This is a genomic window from Bradyrhizobium sp. CCBAU 51627, assembly GCF_028128765.1.
Lineage (GTDB): Bacteria > Pseudomonadota > Alphaproteobacteria > Rhizobiales > Xanthobacteraceae > Bradyrhizobium.
Genome location: NZ_LBJG01000091.1, coordinates 104,662 through 124,867, shown reverse-complemented (window position 1 = coordinate 124,867; position 20,206 = coordinate 104,662). Strand labels below are relative to the sequence as shown.

The window sequence follows — 20,206 nt, the reverse complement described above, 5'->3', positions numbered from 1 at the left end:
AGGTGCCAAGCTGACCGAAGCGCTGACTGGCAGGCGCGTCGGTAAAACGATGCAGCGCCGTTCGGTTCAAATAGGGGCGAATCGACTTGATAGCTCAGTTCCGGACGGCGCTCATTTGCAAGCCCGTTGAGCACTGCAGCGCCCTATTCGATCGAGTAGCTGCGAGATCGACCTGCCATGTGTAAGGTCCCGGCTCTTAAGATCCGACAAGGCTCTTTCTCGCGATATGTAGAGAGCCCGCCCGACTTCGCGAGAGCGTGTACCGTACCTAATAAGCAGCCTGGAGCGCACGCCTGCAGAGGGAATGGAGAGCGACATGAAGCAGCAGATCGTGCCTCCTGAAGGTGGTCGCTCGAAAGGCCACTTTCGGAACACCGCGTACGTCATCAACAAGAGCAGGTCGTTTTTTGACGCAGCTCACACCGCTGGTCTCATGGCTGTTCAAGGACGCTCTACGACCGGACGCGCATTTGCGTTAGGCACCGGTCCACTTGATGATCGGCAGGAGATAATTGATTTTGTGCGGTGTTCCTATCTGGGGCTGGACAATCATCCTATGATCGTATCTGGCGCGATCGACGCGATCGAGGCGCATCGATCATTGCACTGGTCTTGCGCTCGAACCCGACTCAACTTCGATTTGCTGGCAGAGCTCGAGGCCAATCTGTCGGAAATGTTCCGCGCGCGTGTAATCGCCTTCTCAACCGTCATGCTCGCTAACCTCGGAGCCATGCCCATTCTCGCCTCTGGCATGTTGACAGAAGGCGCGAAGCCGGTTGTCGTGTTTGACCGTAATGCGCACCTCTCGCTCGCCTATCACAAGCCAGTCGTTGCGGACGAAACGCGAGTGGAAACCATTGCGCACAACGATATTGAGGCTCTTGAAGCGTTGTGCCGCAAACACCCGGTAGTTGCCTATGTTTGCGATGGTGTTTATTCGATGGGGGGAAACGCGCCCATCAAGGAGCTGCGCGAGCTCCAGGAACGTTATAGGCTCTTTTTGTATATTGACGATGCTCACGGCATATCGCTGTTCGGACGCCATGGGGAAGGATTTGCGCGCACTCAGTTCCCCGAAGCTTTGGGCGATCGCACGATCATTGCAGCCTCGCTCGCCAAGGGATTCGGAGCATCGGGCGGCATGTTGATGCTAGGAACAGGCGAGCAGGAAGCTCTGTTTCGACGTTACTCTATTCCCTATGCATTCTCGGTGGCTCCCAATTTGGCAGCAGTTGGTGCGGGGCTGGGCTCTTGTAAGATCCACCGCTCGACAGAACTTGGCGAACGTCAGAAGCAGTTGGGGCAACGCATCAAGGTGTTCGACGATCGTGTAGCGACGGTCGAGCAAGGGAGTTCACTTCCAATCAGAATGGTTCCTATCGGATCGGAGGCCAAGGCTATTGCAGTGGCACGAGAACTTCTCGACGCCGGCTTTTACACGTCCGTGATCTTCTTTCCGACCGTTGCCCAAGGAAACGCAGGCGTTCGAGTGTGTGTTACGGCAGATCATGAGGTTGGCGACATAAAACGGCTGTGTGACTGCATTCTGGACAGAGTACCCAAAGCCATTGTCGACAAAGCAGCAAGGACCGTGGCGCAATGATAGGATCGCTCGTCGGCAGGGAGGCCACGAAGCAGGCGGCCGCAATTGAGGTACACCTGTGGCGACGCAGGACATGAGCGGTCATTTAGCTGTGCACGCTGTGCTTCTCTTCTAAGACCATCTCCCCTGGCTGAGCGCGCCGGAAGGCGCTCCTTTCGACTGTCGGAACCATGGTAACAGGAAAGCTGAGAGAAGGTGATCCGGGCGTTGTCCTCGTGACTGGAGGAGCACGCGGCATCGGACTTGAAATCGTGCGACGGTTCTTGACCGATGGCTATCGAGTGGCCTTTGTGGCGACACAGACGAAGAACGTGCAGCATGCGCTCGAAAGCCTTAGCTATTCAGAAGAGCTCCTCTGTGCGGGGGTAGTTGACGTTACTCAGGAAACTGAGGTGACCCGTTTTGTCGACCAGATCCGGCGAAGGTGGGGCGAAATCACGGCTTTGGTAAACAATGCCGGAATCTCTCCAAAGCGTCTAGACCAGAACGTTCCCTGGTTTTCGCAAATGTCGCCTCAAGAATGGGCAAGAGTCATCGATGTCAATCTGAGCGGCCCGTTCTTTCTAATACGTCTCTTAGCGCCCTCAATGATTTCGAACGGCTATGGACGCATCGTTAACGTCGGGTCTCTGGCGGGCCGCGCCGTGCCGTTGATCGCAGGTCCGCATTATGCTGCATCGAAAGCGGGATTGGTCGGGTTAACCCGCGCTGCTGCACGTGATCTCGCGCCATACGGTGTTACGGTCAATTGCATCGCCCCGGGTCGGATTCTTAGTGATCTAACTGGGCCGCCAGAGGCGGCGGTGAATCGTTCCGCCCTCAGCCGCATTCCCGTCGGTCGGTTTGGAAACCCCGAAGAGGTGGCGGACCTCGTTGCCTTTCTCGCGTCACCGCGGGCGGGCTTTATTACGGGTGCGACGATCGATATCACGGGTGGCGAGTTCGCTGCCTAGCTGGTGAGCGTCGTTACGGCGCAATAGCGTTCTTCATGCGTTAGATTGAGTTCGGATGGGATTCAGCCACGAAAAATAGTCTACAAAGATGCAAGCACCACTACTTCTGCGGTCGCTGACGTCGTCGACTTGGCCGTGCCATGATTTCCAGAAGGGAAAGCCGTACTTGGAACCGGGGTGAACACGTTAGAAAGACGATAGCTTGCTCGCTGCGTGTGGTGGAGATGCATCAGTGATGACGCGCTGTTGCATCCCACTTGTGTAACATCCTCCAATTTAACGAAGATCGACATGGAGGTGTTCGGCGGAATGGCGCGAGGCTTGTGTCGCAGCTCCACGCGTTGTGTGCTCTACCGGACAGGAATGTTGCGTTGAAGATGCAGGAATTGCCTGGTGGATCTCAGACGCTGAAGTCCGGCATCGGATTCGAGATGATGGCGCTATGTTATGGTTCGGCATACCAGCGCCTGCACGCCAATGGCCCGAGGGGGGTGTGATCGAGCGAGGAAGCGTAGGGTCATTCACGACCGTTCCTGGCACTCTCGAACTGCTGATGGAGAGCGTCGGTCCGTTCAATATGCGAAACGCGTCTGGGCATCTCGTCTCTGTAGCGCGGCCAGTGTCTCAATCTCCTACAGCGGCGGGTTCTGATCGCGCAGGGAGCGGAGGGTGCATTTCACGGCTCAGAATCGGCCCGGCTACCCTTTAGCTGCGCTTTTTAGCCGCTTGGAATAGATCCCGTCGAAAGCGTCTCCTGTCGTGTCGAAGCGAAATTGTTTGAGACATTGCGCGGCGGCACGGTCCTTGCTGGCTCCACGGAGCTTCTGTTCCGCAGGTCGGTAGAGAATCAGCGAAGGCGAGCAGGTGGATCAGAAGACATGCATGGCGAAAGTCGTGTGTCGGCTCTCATAACCCGAAAGCGTCGGGGTGTCGGGCTCTCCAGGACAGTGTGGTGCTTAAGGGCACTGCATCCGCAGGCTATAAGTTCCAAAGCATAGTTATGGCTGAAGAAAATGAAGCCCACCAAAGAGGCGTTGTCACAGTTGCGAGTGGTCGAAATTGGTAGCTCAGCTGCGACAAGCTATTGTGCACGGCTGTTTGCCGACTTCGGCGCCGAGGTTTGGAAGGTCGAGCCACCGACCGGCGATCCACTTCGTTCGAGCGCTCCGTTGACCCCAGGTGGCCAGAGCGCGTGGTTCGGCTTCCTGAACTTCAACAAGTCAAGTATCGTTATCGACGCTGCCGACCCAGGAGCGGTCGAGCGACTGACACTGTTGATTGAGGATTGCGACATTCTGGTCGATGGCCGTGATGTCGATGGCGCGAACTGCCCGCCCGTTGATGTCACCGCAATCCGACAACGGCGACCTGCATTGATCTACCTGGATGTGAGCTGGTTCGGCCAGGACGGACCCTATGCTGAATTCACCGCGAGCGACTCGATCGTTCGCGCCCTTGCCGGTCTCATCAAGCTGGTTGGACCAGTCGAAGGACCTCCTTTGCACGCGCCGGATTTCCAGACCGGTATCCTGGCGGGTCTATGGGGCTTCATCGCAGCTGCCTCGTCAGTGTTTGCGCGAATGCAGAGTAGAGCAGGTCGATCGTACTCGCTCAGTATCTTCGAAGCATGTATCTCGCTCAGCGAGTATCAGCTATTTGAAGCATTTCAGCGCGGCGACGTGATGCGCCGGATCGGCATCAATCGCTTCTGGCCGAATTTTCCAGTAGGCATCTATGAAACAAAAAAGGGGTGGCTCGGCGTTACAACAATAACCCCACCCCAGTGGCGTGCGTTCTGCGACATGCTCGGTCTTCCTCAGTTGCGTGACGATCCAGCTCTAATGCTCGGTGCCGACCGTCTGAACCATATGGAGCAGATCGAGCGACTGGTCATCCCAAGGCTTAGGAAGCGGACCGCGCAGCAGTGGTTTGCCGAGGGACTAAAGCGCAAGATTCCGATCGTACCGGTACCAGAGATGTCCGATCTTCTCCAGGATAAGGAGATGATCGAGCGTAGTGCAATCGTTCCAATTCTGCTCGGCAAGGAAAGAGCGCTGTCGGCTGGCTCGATGCAGCGGCTGACATTGACACCGCCGCGCCGGGGCGGAAAGGTTCCGTGTCCCGGCGAGCGGCAGGCTCTGACGAATAGCCGATCGAACTCCACAACAAGCGTGTCGATGTTCGTCGACTGCAGCAGTGCAGCCGAACAACCTTTGCTGAGAACGCGCGTCATTGACTTTTCCATGGGCTGGGCTGGCCCGTTGTGTACGCGGACCCTTGCTGACCTCGGTGCGGACGTGATCAAGATCGAGGCGATCCAGTACCCGGACTGGTGGCGCGGTGTCGATCGCCGCTCTGATTACGTAAACCGTCAGATGTACGAGAAGACGCTGCGCTTCTGCATGATGAACCGAAACAAGCGCGGTATCACACTCGATCTGACCAGACCCGAGGGCCTCACCCTTGCTAAGCGGCTGATAGCGGGCGCCGACATTGTTGTCGACAATTATTCGGTGGATGTGCTGCCAAAGCTTGGGCTTGGTTACGAAGTGCTGAGAATGCTCAACCCGCGCCTCGTGGTGATGTCGATGTCGGCCTTTGGCAAGAGCAGCGCTTTTCGCGATTGCCGGGCATACGGCTCGACGCTGGAGCAGGGCTCGGGGTTGCCGAGCGTTGTCGGAAATGCCAATGGGCCGCCGGCAATGAGCCACGTTGCGTTCGGGGATGCTGTAGGTGGTCTGAATGGTTGCGCTGCAGTTCTTGTTGCACTGATCCACGCCCGCGAGACTGGGCAGGGGCAGTTTATCGATCTCGCGCAGATCGAATGCATGATGCCGCTTGCTGCTCCATGGATGATTATCCAATCGCTTTGCGGTACGCCGACAAGGTACGGCAATCGACATCCTCAGTTTGTGCCGCACGGCTGCTTCCGGTGCGCCGGAGAAGATGGCTGGATTGCAGTGGCTGCGACCGACGCGGGTATGTGGCAGAGGCTTGCGAGCGTGATCGGCCGAGGAGACTGGGCTTCTGACCCCTCGTTGAAAGTTCCGGACCGCCGCCGTTCGATGGAGGATACGATCGACAGGGCAATCGAAGCCTGGACGCGCACACGTGATGCAGATCAGGCGATGTTCCAGCTGCAGGCCGCGAGCATCGCAGCCGGCGTTGTGCGCCTGCCAATCGACCTGCTAAAGGATCCGCAACTAAGATATCGTTCATTCTTTCAGGATGTTGAACGCGCTTTCATCGGTCTGCACCCGCAATCGTCGATCCCGATTCGTGAAGGTGCACGGCCTCATTCGATCCGCCGAGCAGCACCCGTTCTGGGAGAACATAATACGGAAATTCTGAGCGGCCTTTTAGGGCTCTGCGAGCCGGAAATCGCTGATCTCAAGAAGAAGGGTATCATCGGGACGAGAATGCTCTCGGAGGAGGAGCTGAGCCAAAGACGAAGCTCTCGAAAAACATCGACGATATAGCCTCGCGTTTACGTGGGGCTCTCAGGGGGGCTTGAGGACAAAGTGTATGCTTACGCAGTCGCAGATGTAACAGAATTTGCCAGCTCAAGGGAGGACTGGATTGTCTGATAGCAGCGCGATTGCACTTGCATTTGAGTCATTGGCGTCGGTTCGAGCCCATGCGCTAGATAGAATATGATCCGCATGCGTTGGCGCGAAACGACTGCCACCTTGGCCTGAGGAGCGGGCTCAAAGATCGCCAGTCGTCCTGACTGGATCAGCTGGCTGGTCTACAGTGCAAATGACTTCTTTGTCGTCCACGAACTCGAACCGCACCGATCGCACGACCCTCTGCCCGGCAACGACACTGGTAAGAACGAACGGCTGGAAGTCGGCAGTTAATCGGGGGCAAGGCCGTAACGAGATGAAGGTGGCACTGAAGTCAACTACCAGGGCTCGCTGTTGCTCCGGATATGTACCCGTGTCATTCATACTTTCGACGTCTGCTGCAAAAGAGCGAGACTGCTGCAAAATAGCTTCGCGCGTAAGCTAAGCTGAAGGAATAGCGCTTCCACAGCGCCTTGTTAATCTGTTCCGAGCGGAGCCTTCGGCTTCTTTGTTGCCGCCTGCTGCTCTGAAAGAACATGGCGCGGTGTTTAGGTCGTAGAATGTGGGTTTTCGACCGATGGCCCGGTCACTCTAACATAAGAAGCGTTTGAGAGAGGAGTACGGCATGGCGCGTAATGGTCAAATGGCGCTCGGACTATACGTCTTACAGGCTGGATACATCGAGGGCGCTTGGCGCGATCCAAGCGTGCCGGTGACTGGCGGAGTCGAGATCGACCATTATGCGCACCTTGCGGCGCTTGCCGAAGGCGCGGCATTTCACTTCGTGTTTCTTCCAGATAGCCCAAGTGTCGTCGAACGTGACAATGCAAACATAGCGCGTGCAGGCCGAAATGATACGTTTGAGCCGATCACGCTGTTGTCCGCTCTCTCATCGAAAGCAAAGAGTATCGGGTTTGTTGCAACAGCGACCACGACGTATCACCAGCCTTATCATCTCGCACGTATGATCGCATCCCTTGACCATCTCTCGCACGGACGTGCGGCTTGGAATATCGTCACCTCCGGAAATAAGTTCGAAGGGGCGAATTTTGGCGATGCGGAGATTCCAGAGCATGACGCGCGATATGAGCGAGCTAGAGAGTTCGTTGGCGTCATGAAGGGGCTTTGGGATACATGGGAGGACGACGCCTTCGTTCGTGACAAGCAAGGTGGGATCTTCGCCGACACGACGAAGCTGCACGTTCTGAACCACCGTGGGACCTATTTTTCGGTCAGAGGCCCACTGAATATCGCACGGCCGCCCCAAGGCTACCCTGTACTCGTCCAGGCTGGCTCATCCGAGGCCGGAGTCAGATTCGCTGCAGAATTTGCCGAAGTTGTGTTCACCGCCCAGCCTTTGCTTGAAAGCGGTAAGCAGTACTACGCAGATCTAAAGGAAAAGGCTCGCGGGCTGGGGCGGGAGGACGATCAGATATTGGTGATGCCGGGCATTGTCCCGATTGTTGGGAGGACCAAGCAGGAGGCCTCCGATAAGCTTAAGAAACTGCAGTCCTATACACATACAGACGTCATGACGGAGACGGCAGATCGGTGGCTGGGGTTCGTCACCGACCTGCGCGCGATCAATTTAGACTCGTTAGTTCCGGCCACTTTGCCGGAGACGAATTTCATTCAGAGCCGCCAGAAAGTGCTCCTCGAGCTAGCTGCGCGCCGAGGAATGACCTGGAGACAGCTGATCCGCTCAATATCAGATTCGCGCGGACATCTAATGGCGGTCGGGACGCCTAATGAGATCGCCGATATCATGATCAATGCCTTCGATCAATATGCGGCTGATGGGTTCAACCTCATTCCCGCTATCGTTCCGAGCGGGCTCAAGGATTTTGTGGAGCTCGTCGTTCCTGAATTGCGCCGACGCGGTAAGTTTAGGTCGAGAAGCTCCGGTCGGACTCTTAGAGAAAACCTCGGGCTCAAGCGGCCACACAATCAGTTTACGCGAGCAGCCTAAGCCATGCTTTGGCTACTTGGAGGCAGACCGCGCTGAGCGTTGTTTAAGCGGAACCGTACTGATGCGGCATAGCTGGAGCCGGAGGTCGGAATCGCCGCCGCAGGTTCGAAGCGGGCACGTGAGGCCGCTCCGGCTCGTCTGCGCCCTGGGTTAGCTACAAACATGGCTATCTGGAACAGTTACTTCCTATTCCGGCACTGGCGGGCGGGCTTGCGTCCTCTAGACATTGGCTTGGGGGGCACTGCACCCCTGGCCGGCTCAGCGAACAATTCGGACAAGTGAATACCCAAAGTCGCGGCGATACGGTCCAAAAGATCAATGGTGGGGTTCTCTTTCTTCTGCTCAATGCGGCCCATGTGTGAGCGGTCGATCCCGGCATCATAGGCCAATTGGTCTTGCGGAATGCCGCGTTCTACGCGAATCCGGCGCACATTCCAGGCCACAAGCGCACGAGCGTTCATGCGCGAAAGCAGCCATTCCGACGGTCATAAAAACACAGGTTATAGCCACACTATTACGGTAAGCTCACACCCAGGCATTTGACTCTCCCTGTTGCTTCCAGGAAGCAGGGCACCGTCAGCCGCAGATGTCGTGGAGGTTGTGGTTTTCGAATGCCGTCGACCCATCAGGCGCGCTCACGGCGCGAGCTCTCGCTGGGAGAGCAAAATGGCCGCAGAGGTACTACGGCTTTTTCCGCGCGCCGCGACCAACTAGGGTGGCCGTCAGCTGGAGCTCGAAAAGTGAACGAGTCTCTCCACTTGGCTGCCTTTAGGCGTGGCCTTTCACCAGCGCGCGGGAAAACGACGGACGTCCATTCGGTTCCAAGGAGGGTGAAGAGCCTACGCTGTGTGGCAAATCTGCGATCAGTCGCGATATGGACTGCGAGTAGATCCAGCGCCGATGGAAGAGCAAATGCCCAGAGGGGAGTCGCCAAGTTATTTGAGCCGATATGCGGTCGCCGTTACGACGTTGGCCGAAAACGGCTTGGGGCCGCGATGATTCGAGCGGTACCAGACTGGCCCCAAGTTCGTTATGATCGATTTCGATAGATCTTTCAAATTGATAGGAGCTTCAGGCAGTGCCGGCCGATCCAAAGATCGCAGATTTGGCGCCGAGCGCGCACGAGCTCACGTCATATGACAAGGAGCACGCGATCACCTATATGCGACTTCTCGATGCCGACGCTGACAAGGCAGATTGGCGCGAAATCGCGTGCATTGGGCTGGGGCTTGACGCGACCCTTGAACCGGGCCGCGCGACGCACCTTCGAAAGTCATCTGGCTCGGGCCAAGTGGCTAGCGAGCCACGGCTATCGTGATCTGCTCCAAGGTGGTTGGCCCAAGGAATGAACAGGGCGGGTAGCAGGATCGACAGAATTCCTAGCAATCGCAAAAGATGATCGCGGCATCGATTAAGTGCATGCAAAGCGGGCGCACGGTACGAATGCAGCCGTAAAGCGCCACAATCACCGGCTGCATCACCGCGTGTGAAGATCATGCGGGAAATGGAGAGATGCCCAATACTGACTGGAGATCTGAGGAGGCATACAGCGGCCTCAAGAGCGCAGAAGGGTCCGACCTGGCCTGGGAGTGGCTGCGCCGAGATCGCGACTACCAAGAGGATTATAGGCGGTTACCTCGCCGCGAACGTTCAAGCGCAGCGGCGGGCCAGTTCCGGCGGAAGTGGGGGCTCTCGTTTTCCAGCTGATCCGCAAAAAACGTTCGACAAACAAGCACTCTTCTGGGCACCCGAGGTGTTGTCGACCGTACTGCCTGTGCGGGCGGCCAACTGTATGGCGCCGAAGAGCTATCAGCTCGACGTCGCCAATCTGCCGGCCAGCGAGCTTCGTCGCGCGCCGGACGGATGGCATGCCTTCGTGCCGCTCGGCGGCACGAAGCATCGCCTTTTCCTGAGCGAGCTTCCGGCGAGCGGATATGCTGTCATCCTCGATCTGCCACTCGACGCTAATCTCGAGCTTCGCGTGCAGGCCGCGCGTCGACTTTGGCTAGCGCTTGAACGTCGGCCGCTCGGCACGCCTCCTCTTGCTTTGCCGGCTTTGAAGCAGCGGCGGCTGATCCTCGCGCTGCGCGCACTGGATGGATGGCAGGAAGGAAATAGCTATCGCCAAATCGCGCAAGGCCTATTTGGAAGCCATCGTATTGCTAAGCGGGGATGGAAAACAGATGACCTGCGCAGCCGGACCATTCGACTTGTTGAGCTGGGACGGCGCCTCATGCGGTTTCGCGGCCGCGCATTGCTCGACAAAGGCAGAGGCAGGGATGACAGTACATGAGCTCTCGGGCGATGGCATAGATCCATTCTGTGCAGCCAATTCTTCTGCTGGCATGGCATGATCGCGCATAGGATGAGATCTTTGCGTTCGATCTCCCACTCTTTGGCATCGGGAGCTGCAACAGAAAGGCGCTGTCTTCGTAAGGGGTTGACGATTCTACTCGGATGGTTTTCTCAAGTATTGCGCAGCTTTCTTTTTGGCATTGCGATAGTGAGAGCATGATCATGAGCAACGTGACGACCATGGATAATGCGCACTGCAGCGCCTATGATCGCACCGTGACCCAGGCACGCCATCGAGACGGACACGCAGCAATTTGATGATGTCCTCACCGGAACAATCTACGATACTGCGTGTCCAGTTGTGCGCATCTATCCCGAGACGGGCGAGCGCTTGCTGGTGCTCGGACATTCTGTGCAGAACTTCGTTGGCCTGGAGAAATATGCCAGCCAGAAGCTGTTCAATCGGCTTCGATCCTACCTCACGGCGGCGGAAAATACCGTGAGCTGGAGCTGGAAGTCGGCCGGCGTTGTAATCTGGGATAACCCTGCGACCGAGCGCTACGCGGCCGGAGAATCCAGCGGTCGACATCGCGTGGAGAGGCGGATCGCTACCAACGGTGACCTGCCGGTCGCTGGTCCCCCCCAAGCGTGGTGCGCACTAGGTCAAAGCCGCAGGCGGCCAGGGCCGCCTAGTTTCGGAAGTTCATCATTGATCGTGCGAAGCTGGGTCACGCCTGATCCATTTTGGTGCAGATTGAGGCACGAGAGCGCGCCTGGTGATCCGCGGGTCCTTGACTAGCGCAGGGGCTTCTCGATCAGCTAGTCAGCTCGTATTTGTTGTTCACGAGCCAGGTCCCGTACCTCAGCCGGCCTCGTTCCCGGGTTTGCCGTTTGGACCGATGGCGATTCATGCAGCGTTCGCAGGAGTGAGTCCGGCAGCCCCCGTGACGCTGGACGTGTAGTATTAGCCTCGCCTCAAACCAAGCGTCGTGATGCGTCAATAGCAAGAGGGCTGCTGGTGCGACAGAGAACCATGACGCTTTGCGCTATCCGAGCTCATTTTGCTGAGTTCGCATTCTCGGTTGAACAGGGGCGGCAAGGGGGGCGGTGGCCTTGCTGGATTATGATGGGCTGAGGCTACCAGCCAATGCCCGTATGGTGCCGGCTTTTCTTGTGAATCAACTGCGGGACCGGCACGGAAGGTGGATGCCACCGCGCGAGAGCTGGCTCGGATCCTCAGGATGAATTCGATGGCGAAGTTTCTTTGCTCCATTCCCGGCATTAGTCCATAGCGGCTCCGGCTCTCGCTGCGACCGTGGCAAATCCAACCATGTTTAGTGCCGGGTGAGGCCTGGCATGGCACGACGGCCAAGCAGAAGTCTACTGCCGGGAGGAGCGGTTCGGTCACATAACAGGCCGTGCGCATTCTATCGGGCACCGCCTTGTCATCGAAGCGGCGTAACGTCGTCTGTTAAACAAAGGTGCGCTCCCGACCCGGAGGCGGCTGGATCGAAGCTCTACTTGAACGGCCTCTGCCTATGGCCGTGGTTGGTGCCAGAGCCTTGCGCCGCAAGAGGTCCTTCGACGCCTAACATGGCCTCGAGGCATGCAAGGGAACTCACCAGTTTCATTCCCGTCAAGAGGTTGGCCGCTCGATCAGTTGAACGTGGCGCGCGAGCAGGTTACAAGCCTGATCGACGTCGCGCGATCGCAGTGCTTGCAGGATCAATCGATAATCTTGATTGAGCCGTGCTCGCCAGCCGCAACTGCACACTCTTGCGAACAACAATTGAGAATTTGCTGTAGCCCGTCGCGAGCAGCCGCCACATCGCGCAAGGGTGCCACGAAAGCGGAATGGCACGGTTAGCAGTTTCAAATTCCTGAATTATTTGCGCATTGCCTGCGTCGATCAGGGATAACTCTTTCCGCGCCAAATGGTGAGAGGCGGGCTTCGTATCGCATTGGTAACGCGACCAGTTCGAGCGCTTGCATCTCGGGGCGATCTCATGGCTGCCGGTGCAACCTGTACACCGCAAGGGGGCAGGGCAATGACACGGTGTTGGGCCTCCACTTGCCGAGGCCTCTCGCGCGTTCGACCGTTTCGACCGAGATGGCCCGCGCGGTGCTCGCATCCTGTCACATCGTGAAAATTCGTCCCGGGTTCAGGATGTTGTTCGGATCAAGCGCTCGCTTGAGCGTACGCATCGCTTCGATTTCCTCTGATGTCCTACTCATCTTCAGATACGGTCGCTTAACTATGCCGATGCCGTGTTCGGCTGAGATCGATCCGCCGAATTCGCCGGTGATGTGATAAGCAAGCCTCTCTATTTCGTACCTCCTGTCGGGCGTGTGCTCGTGATGTAGCTCGATATGCAGGTTACCATCGCCGGCGTGACCCATGACGATCGCGAAAGCGCCGGGGTCGATCTCCTTAATACGCGCGACAACTGTCTTCACATACTGATCCATCCGGTCGATGGCGATACTGACGTCGAGAGCGATACGTGCGGAATAAGGAAACGTCCGGGCAAGTTCTAAGCTGCAATCGCGAATACGCCATATCGCTTCTGCTGATGCATTCGACGTCGAGAGCGTCGCGTCAAGGATCATGTTCGCGCGCATTGCCGTATCGAGCAGCTTGTCCAGATCGGCATGGATACGATCGATATCGTCCCCAGAGGCCTCGACCAAGACATAGAAGGGATAATGGACCGGCAGCGGCCGAACCACACCGTTCACACGCTCGAGCGCGAGGCGATAGTACTCGTTCCACATCACCTCAAATGCCGTCAGTTCTCCGCCCAGAAGTTTTCGCGCCATCCCCAAGATCGAGATGACTCGCGCAAAAGAGGGAAGGGCGCAAAGCGCCACTTGCCGCTCCCTAGGAGCAGGAAAGATGCGCAAGGCTGCTCGCGTCACCACGCCGAGAACCCCCTCGCTGCCGATGAAAAGCTGCTTCAGGTCGATGCCAGTATTGTTCTTGATGTATTTGCGCAATCCCTGCAGCACCATGCCATCGGCGGTAACGACTTCGAGGCCGAGGATCAAGTCACGGGTCATGCCGTACCGAATCACGCGATTGCCGCCGGCATTTGTCGAGATGTTGCCGCCGATAGTACAGCTACCGCGCGCGCCGAGATCGAGCGGGAACATGTAACCTTCCTGCTCGACCCGTTCCTGTATCTTTTGCAGCGGCGTGCCGGCCTGCGCCACGGCTGCGCCTGACGAGGTGTCCACCTCCTCGACCGCATTCATAAGTTCCATCGACAGCACGATTTCATTCGGATTCGGCAGGGCGCCGCGCACTAGCCCAGTCATGCCGCCCTGCGTCGTCACCGGCACTTTTTCGCGGTGACAGAACCGAAGCAACGCCGAGACATCCTCCGTCGTCCTAGGTCGGACGACTGCTCGCGGCTGCGCGACCGGTCTACCGGCCAAATCATGGTAATAGCGAGCGTCAATGTCCGTTCCAGTCAGCACCGAACCGTTGCGGAGCGCCTTGCATAGTCGGTCGATGAAGTTGTCGGTCATCTCCCCTCACTCGATTTAGTCATGATGGCATGTCCCCTTGTTAGAACGATGCAGCGTTCTCGTTGCCTTGCCGGGCGAGGTTCTCAGCAACCCTTATTGATGTTTGTCGTGAACCCTAAATCTTCTCCGCGCATTTGTACCGATCTAGCAAACTTCATCGACAACGCGGAAGAACCTCGCTGCTCTCGGGCTGCCGTGTCTTCCCCACTAGCAATCGACGTGCCACTCGTGGAATCTAATGCGCGCCTTGCTTCAATTGTGTCTGCAGCTAGGGTCAGCTCAAGCCGTGCACGACGCTGGCCGCAAGGCGTTTTTCTTGGCGCAAACGGCGGCTCCTCCTGTTCGGTTTCTGACGAGGGGATGACCGCCGTTGCGTTTAAAACAACCAAACGTCACCTGCCGATCTACGGCTTTTCTAATCCCAAACAATAGCTTCACACGTTTGCAAGGTGTTGGCACGGTTGTTGCTACTCAAAGGCAGCGATAGCGGCGCAAAACGGCAGTGTTTTTTTTGACGGTGTCCGACTCGTGGATAATCGAACTATTGGACGCAAGTGTCGTTCGCTGCGGCCGGCATACCGACAACGCTAGTTCGGCTGTTGCATGGATGCTGGAGCAAGAGACGATGCAATGGCCAGACCGAGCGAATCTGTTGCCTCTAGAATTAATCGGCGCGTGCACAACGCCTTCTATCTGAAAGGAAACTCGCGGCTTATCTTGACGTCACCAAACAGTTTTCGAACTCCACGTCGTGGAGGAAAGCGATGCGAATCGCTTTCGGGCTCCCCAAATCCTGCGGCCGCAAGACGAGGCGTCGTATGCGTGCGCTGACGCGACAAGCCTGGAGCGGGATGTCGCACTTGGTTCATCGAAGTACGTGTGTGCAATCGGGAATGCGCACGTTATGAAAGTTTATGATGCGATCTGAAGCTCATCTTTGGCGTTCCACGACGGTTTCGCTCGTTGCAAGCAATGCTGCCAATTCAGCGGATCTCGGGCCCGCAGTGAAGATCCTGCAGGGGCTGTGGAGCTGGACCGGAGAATCTATTGGCGTGCTCTTCGGCGGCGACGATGACCGCAAATCCTTCAGTGATTACGGTCCGTCAATCTACCGCAACATCATCGATAGCCCTGTGTTTTTGCAAGATGATCAGATCGGCTATAAACGAGCCCGCCGCGGCGGCGTCCCTCGACCCGGCGAGGATTTTTGTGATGATGTCTTATTCAACGATCGCGCGCTTAGTTCAGCTGTTCTTTCAGGATTTTCGGTCGGGCCGTTGACGCCTACGTTGATCGGGACCGACGTGCCGCTCTCCCGAAGCACCAACGACGCACCGTTTCCAATGACACTCCTGTCGTGCCTTGTGCTGCCATGCGTCAATTTAGACGGAGGCGGCCCGCGCTGTGAGTGCGGCCGGATTGCGCCATGATCGTTTCCGATGGCAAACGACCCGCCGCTTTCCGCGAGGTGATCCCGTTCGTGTTCCAGCGCTGGCTGAAGCAGCCTGTCCGCCTCACGATCGTCATCGCCAGCTTCTTAGGTGCATCCGTCGCCGACCTGTTCATGCCAGTCTATTCGGGCCATTTAGTCGATGCATTAACGGCGGGTCCGTACGATCTGGCCGCACGGCATACGGCGCTTCTTGCGTTCGGCGGCATCGTCGCGCTGGGGCTCGTCTCGCTCATCCTGCGAGTTACTGGCCTGCAGGCGATTGTACCATTCACGCTCACGACGATGTCCGATGTGGTGCGCGAAGCCTTCATGCGGGTGCAGCGCTCCTCGACCGATTGGCACGCCAATTCCTTCGCCGGCTCGACCGTGCGCAAGATTACGCGTGGCATGTGGGCGCTCGACCTGCTCAATAATACCGTTCTGATGGCATTGTCGCCTTCGCTCGCCGTGCTTGTGGGGGCGATGATCCTGCTGGGCCTGCACTGGCCAGCGTTCGGCGGCGCGATCGCGGTCGGCGCGGTAGTCTATGTGGCGATCACGATAGCGATGACGACCAGCTATATCGCGCCAAGTGCACGAATATCTAATGCTTGGGATACCAAGATCGGCGCCACGCTGGCGGATGCGCTCACCTGCAATGCCGTGGTGAAATCATTCGGTGCGGAGGCGCGCGAGGATGCGCGGCTCGACAGTGTCATAAACCGGTGGCAGGCACGGGTATCGCGCACGTGGCTGCGTGGCAACGCAAGCGGTTTGTTGCAATACTTGATGATCCTGGGCTTGCGCGGTTCGGTAATCGGCGGCGCTATCCTGCTCTGGATAGCGGGGCGCGCTTCACCGGGCGACGTCACCTATGTGCTGACGAGCTATTACGTCATTCACGCCTATTTGCGTGAGGTCGGCATGCACATCAACAATCTGCAGCGTTCGGTAAACGACATGGTGGAGCTTGTTACGATTAGCGGTGAGCCGATCGACATCAACGATAGTCCGGGCGCCAGGCCGATCGATATCCAGGGCGGAAGGATAACATTCGAGGACGTGACCTTTCACTACGGGGAGGACCGCGCGCCGCTTTACGACGGCTTGTCGATCGACATCCGCGCCGGCGAACGCGTTGGGCTGGTCGGCCGATCTGGCTCGGGCAAGACCACGTTTGTCAAGTTGGTGCAGCGGCTCTATGATCTCTCGGGCGGGAGGATCCTGATTGACGGTCAAGATATTGCCAAAGCGACACAGCAATCGCTGCGCAGTCAGATCGCGATCGTGCAGCAGGAGCCGATCCTGTTCCACCGCTCGCTGGCGGAGAATATCGCCTACGGCCGGCCCGGGGCCAACGTGACGGCGATCGAGCAGGCCGCGCGGCTCGCCAATGCGCACGACTTCATACTGCGGCTGCCGAAGGGTTATGGTACGCTGGTCGGCGAGCGCGGTGTAAAGCTGTCGGGTGGTGAGCGGCAGCGGGTCGCGCTGGCCCGGGCGTTCCTCGCTGACGCGCCGATATTGATTCTGGACGAGGCGACCTCGAGCCTCGATTCGGAATCGGAGGCGCTGATTCAGCAGGCGATGGAGCGATTAATGAGGGGGCGCACTTCGATCGTGATCGCGCACCGGCTCTCGGCGGTACGCAACCTCGATCGCATTTTGGTGTTCGATCGCGGTGAGATCGTCGAGCAGGGCACCCACGACTCCCTGGCTCGGGCCGGCGGCATCTATCGATGGCTGTTCGAACGGCAGGCCAGCGGTAGGGCCTCGGCGATGAGTTAGCCGGTCAGTTCCTGACCTAAGCGGTGCATCGAAATCCGACCATCGGAGGCCTTCAGGTCACGGCTGCATGGTGCGTCAACTTGAGTACAACTATCTTTGGGCTGGCGCTATCCAGATGATTGGTCCGAGTGACGTTCCTGCTTCCACGCAAGCTCAACGGCAAGGTGCGGCCAGATAGGGACTGTATCAGCGGCTAGTTGGCGCATTCGTCAGAAGTGACGCGGCCGTTGAGATCCCAAACGGCGTTGGCGTTTAGGGCCTGCCGCAATATCCCTTGAGTTTCAGCAAGGCCATTTTGGTGGATTGAGATCGGCCTATGGCGTCAAGAACAGGAGGCGCGCGTCGGCGGCGACGAGGCGCGCCGCCTCTTCGTTCTTATGTTTCGACAATTGTCGAGGATTACCATTGCGCAGCATGGGAACGAGAATATGCTCGCCATCGGCAAAGAAATACTTGACGTCAGCCCGTCGCGCGCAGAACGGCATTCGATCCCTCGCGGGGCAGGCCCGCAAGAAACGTCGTGGTTTTCCAAGCCGTTTGGCGCATCGCACGAAAGCGTGTGCACGAAGTTCCAGGCCTAACAGCAGCTCATTGCCGTCGCCGGCCAGATGTGTCGAGGAGCATCCGGAATCCGCCGGCCGAGCCAGCTTTATCAAGCTAATTCTCCATGGCATATGCACGTATGGGCTGACGTGCAGGGCGGTGTTGCAGACCTATGCCGACTACGATTTCTCTGCCTTTCATCGTCATCGCGGTCGCTTTTCTGCCCCGGTGTCTCCTGCTGAGATCATTACGGTCAATCCCTGGAAGGACGGCAATTCGATTTCGTTCGAAGCTCATGTTCGCGAGCGCCAAGTTACCCTCCCCAGAATCGGCAGACGCTGCCGAGCTGAGCTCTCGAGGTGTAGATGCCATGGAATTGGCTGGGCACCCGTGTGGCCTTCCGACGCCGGAGGAATCGACCCCGCCGGTATGGCGTGGCGGCGCTTGGGGCGCCAGTGTTGTTTTGCTCCAAGCACGATCCCGGAAAGGGCACGGCGGACGCAAAATCTGACTGCTGCCTGGTGATGCATCTGAACGATCCCAGCCGCGCTTTGAGGCCTATCAGGCCGCGGAAACTGAGATGTGAGCGGCTATCTACTACCTACGGCGCGCGTGCTGCGAGTGTACTGCTTGAGACCGGACTAAAGGGGGAGCGTCGCTAGGAGTCAGCCGTGCCGGCCATTGAAGATAGAGCTAGCGTGTAGCGTGTTGTCCCCACACTGGCCTTGCTGGCCACGTGGCGCAGCCGTTGCCAGATGCAAACCGGGGGGCTGGCCAGCTAGCGCGAACCCTTGGTGCGGAGGATGAACAGGCTATAGCGCTCATCAGATGGGCCGCAGGTCGGCCAGGGCAGGAGCCGCACGGGAGGCGATCCATTGCAACGATCGACCTCAAAGCTGCCCCCGGCATGCCTCAGAGACACAGGGGGCAGAAGGCGCATACGAAATTAGCGGCCGCTATCGGTCTATTTCTGCTTATGACAGCGCGGACGAGGGGCATCGCCAAACGCTGGGTACGAGAGGCGGCGGTTTTCCTTCGCGCGTCGTTATCGTGCTCAGCCGTGTCCGGTTTCAACTCTCTGTGTTTGGAGCGCGCCGCCAGGGTAAAATGTCTCGTCGGGCGCGACACGAGTAGATGGATTGCATCTCAGCATGCACAGCTCTTTTGGCACACCGATTGCTGCAGCGACCATAGAGGATCGTTGCGAAATGCCCACGTCCAGGAGTTCATGCGAAGGGCTCGATTTATTCATATCGATGCCATAGACAACAGCACTGTCGCGTGCCGTTCCACGCATTGCCATTGCAGCAAGCGATTCGAAGAAACGCCCCGAAGCCTCGAAATTTTTAGGTTCGTGGCTGTGCCATGCCCGGAAATGGCGCCGAAGAAACAGAAATTACGTCAATGTCCCAAAGCCTAATCGACTTGCTCGCAATCTTCGACGTGGAACAGATCGAAACGAACCTATTTTGTGGCAAGAGTCCGAACACGAACGCTCAACGGGTGTTTGGCGGCCAGGTAATCGGGCAAGCGATGGTCGGGGCATGCCGTACGGTCGAAGGTCGGCTACCGAACTCGCTGCACGGCCATTTCATCCGGCCCGGCGACCCCCAGGTGCCGATCATTTACCAGGTCGAACGGGTGCGTGAGGGCAAGAGCTATTCGACGCGCCGCGTCACCGCAATCCAGCATGGCAATGCAATCTTCTCCATGACGGTGTCGTTCCATGCCGGCGAGGAGAGCGCCTTTGACCACCAGGACCAGATGCCCCGCGTGCCGCTGCCGGAAAAGCTCCTGGAGGAGGAATTGCCTAAGCAGCCGCCGTATTGTGAAACGACGGAATTCATCCGGCGCTATTACGCGATAGAGTTACGCCCGGTCGAGATAGGTCGTTATGTGGGGCAGAAAATTGATGACGGTCGCGTTCATATCTGGATCAAGGCCGCAGGGAGGTTGCGCGACGATCCAGCGCTTCATATGTGCGCGCTGGCCTATGTCTCCGATTATTCACTGCTCGATGCGGTGACGGCGCGCTATGAGCACCCACTGTTCGACAGGCGGATGATGATTGCAAGTCTCGACCACGCAATGTGGTTCCACCGTCCCTTTCGGGCCGACGAGTGGCTACTTTACGCCAAAGAGTCGCCGAGCGCGCAAGGCGGACGCGGTCTCGTGCGCGGCTTAATCTTCAAGCCTGACGGCACGCTGGTCGCCTCTGTCGTCCAGGAAGGTTCGGTGCGCGAGAGACGCTGACCGTTCTGGCATGTGCGTATAAACGTGATGCAAGTTTTCGAAGAGCCCTGTGTCCTCAATCCTCCGGCAGGAGGGGGAAAACCTCTTCCAGATGCTTCGCGGTGTTCGGCTGTGTCAGGTTGAAGCCTATGTCGACAGTCTGACAGCGAGCGCAACTTTGTTTCCGGTGAGGAGTGAGGACATCGATTTCGCATCTCTTCAAGCATAGGCATCTGGTGGCATGGTGGTCTCACCGGCGGCCGCGGCCGTCATGCATACAATGCAGCTCTCAAG

The 20,206-nt window shown here is 57.8% G+C and carries 13 protein-coding genes and 2 pseudogenes; 12 read left to right on the top strand and 3 right to left on the bottom strand.

Features of this window, described 5'->3' with window-relative positions:
• The first annotated feature begins 316 nt into the window (after positions 1-316).
• The 4 genes from XH88_RS35935 (at position 317) to XH88_RS35920 (ending at position 8,091) form a co-directional block, all read left to right on the top strand.
• Positions 317-1,603: an 8-amino-7-oxononanoate synthase family protein gene (locus XH88_RS35935; RefSeq protein ID WP_271672909.1), complete on the top strand. Its 1,287-nt coding sequence runs from the start codon at positions 317-319 to the stop codon at positions 1,601-1,603.
• A 170-nt stretch (positions 1,604-1,773) separates the two neighbouring features.
• Positions 1,774-2,556 carry an SDR family NAD(P)-dependent oxidoreductase gene (locus XH88_RS35930; RefSeq protein ID WP_271672908.1) on the top strand — a complete coding sequence of 261 codons (783 nt, stop codon included), beginning with the start codon at positions 1,774-1,776 and terminating at the stop codon, positions 2,554-2,556.
• A gap of 1,013 nt (positions 2,557-3,569) precedes the next feature.
• Positions 3,570-6,035 (top strand): CaiB/BaiF CoA transferase family protein, encoded by a 2,466-nt coding sequence (locus tag XH88_RS35925; RefSeq protein WP_271672907.1) that lies wholly within the window; start codon positions 3,570-3,572, stop codon positions 6,033-6,035.
• 712 nt (positions 6,036-6,747) lie between these two features.
• Positions 6,748-8,091 (top strand): LLM class flavin-dependent oxidoreductase, encoded by a 1,344-nt coding sequence (locus tag XH88_RS35920; protein ID WP_271672906.1) that lies wholly within the window; start codon positions 6,748-6,750, stop codon positions 8,089-8,091.
• Positions 8,092-8,270: 179 nt separating this feature from the next.
• On the opposite strand, the gene XH88_RS35915 is transcribed toward XH88_RS35920, so the two are convergent.
• Positions 8,271-8,552, bottom strand: coding sequence for a helix-turn-helix domain-containing protein (locus XH88_RS35915; RefSeq protein WP_271672905.1), 282 nt, complete (start codon positions 8,550-8,552; stop codon positions 8,271-8,273).
• 617 nt (positions 8,553-9,169) lie between these two features.
• Here XH88_RS35915 and XH88_RS35910 point away from each other — a divergent pair.
• The 4 genes and pseudogenes from XH88_RS35910 to XH88_RS39335 all read left to right on the top strand — a co-directional run bounded on the left by XH88_RS35910 (position 9,170) and on the right by XH88_RS39335 (position 11,185).
• Positions 9,170-9,440 (top strand): annotated as a pseudogene (locus XH88_RS35910) (DNA -binding domain-containing protein).
• Positions 9,441-9,603: 163 nt separating this feature from the next.
• Complete coding sequence (locus XH88_RS39340) at positions 9,604-9,798, top strand: transcriptional regulator domain-containing protein (RefSeq protein ID WP_442868511.1); 195 nt, start codon at positions 9,604-9,606, stop codon at positions 9,796-9,798.
• 85 nt (positions 9,799-9,883) lie between these two features.
• Entirely contained in the window at positions 9,884-10,384 is a 501-nt protein-coding gene (locus tag XH88_RS35905) for a DUF2285 domain-containing protein (RefSeq protein WP_271672904.1), read from the top strand.
• 294 nt (positions 10,385-10,678) lie between these two features.
• Positions 10,679-11,185 carry a TauD/TfdA dioxygenase family protein gene (locus XH88_RS39335; protein WP_442868513.1) on the top strand — a complete coding sequence of 169 codons (507 nt, stop codon included), beginning with the start codon at positions 10,679-10,681 and terminating at the stop codon, positions 11,183-11,185.
• A 1,337-nt stretch (positions 11,186-12,522) separates the two neighbouring features.
• Here the strand turns inward: XH88_RS39335 and XH88_RS35900 are convergent.
• Positions 12,523-13,917 (bottom strand): FAD-binding oxidoreductase, encoded by a 1,395-nt coding sequence (locus tag XH88_RS35900; RefSeq protein ID WP_271672903.1) that lies wholly within the window; start codon positions 13,915-13,917, stop codon positions 12,523-12,525.
• Positions 13,918-14,834: 917 nt separating this feature from the next.
• Between XH88_RS35900 and XH88_RS35895 the strand changes: the two genes are divergently transcribed.
• Together XH88_RS35895 and XH88_RS35890 are read left to right on the top strand one after the other, a co-directional pair.
• Complete coding sequence (locus XH88_RS35895) at positions 14,835-15,347, top strand: hypothetical protein (protein ID WP_271672902.1); 513 nt, start codon at positions 14,835-14,837, stop codon at positions 15,345-15,347.
• Positions 15,344-17,137, top strand: a complete 1,794-nt coding sequence (locus tag XH88_RS35890) for an ABC transporter ATP-binding protein (protein ID WP_271672901.1) — start codon at positions 15,344-15,346, stop codon at positions 17,135-17,137. The genes XH88_RS35895 and XH88_RS35890 overlap by 4 nt, the downstream gene beginning before the upstream one ends.
• Positions 17,138-17,451: 314 nt before the next feature.
• Here XH88_RS35890 and XH88_RS35885 read toward each other — a convergent pair whose 3' ends face one another.
• Positions 17,452-17,622: a hypothetical protein gene (locus XH88_RS35885; RefSeq protein ID WP_271672900.1), complete on the bottom strand. Its 171-nt coding sequence runs from the start codon at positions 17,620-17,622 to the stop codon at positions 17,452-17,454.
• A gap of 139 nt (positions 17,623-17,761) precedes the next feature.
• On the opposite strand from XH88_RS35885, the pseudogene XH88_RS35880 reads away from it, so the two are divergent.
• Positions 17,762-18,016: pseudogene (locus tag XH88_RS35880) on the top strand (MaoC/PaaZ C-terminal domain-containing protein); the annotation flags it as partial.
• A 1,068-nt stretch (positions 18,017-19,084) separates the two neighbouring features.
• Complete coding sequence (locus tag XH88_RS35875; RefSeq protein ID WP_271672899.1) at positions 19,085-19,933, top strand: acyl-CoA thioesterase; 849 nt, start codon at positions 19,085-19,087, stop codon at positions 19,931-19,933.
• Positions 19,934-20,206 lie beyond the last annotated feature (273 nt).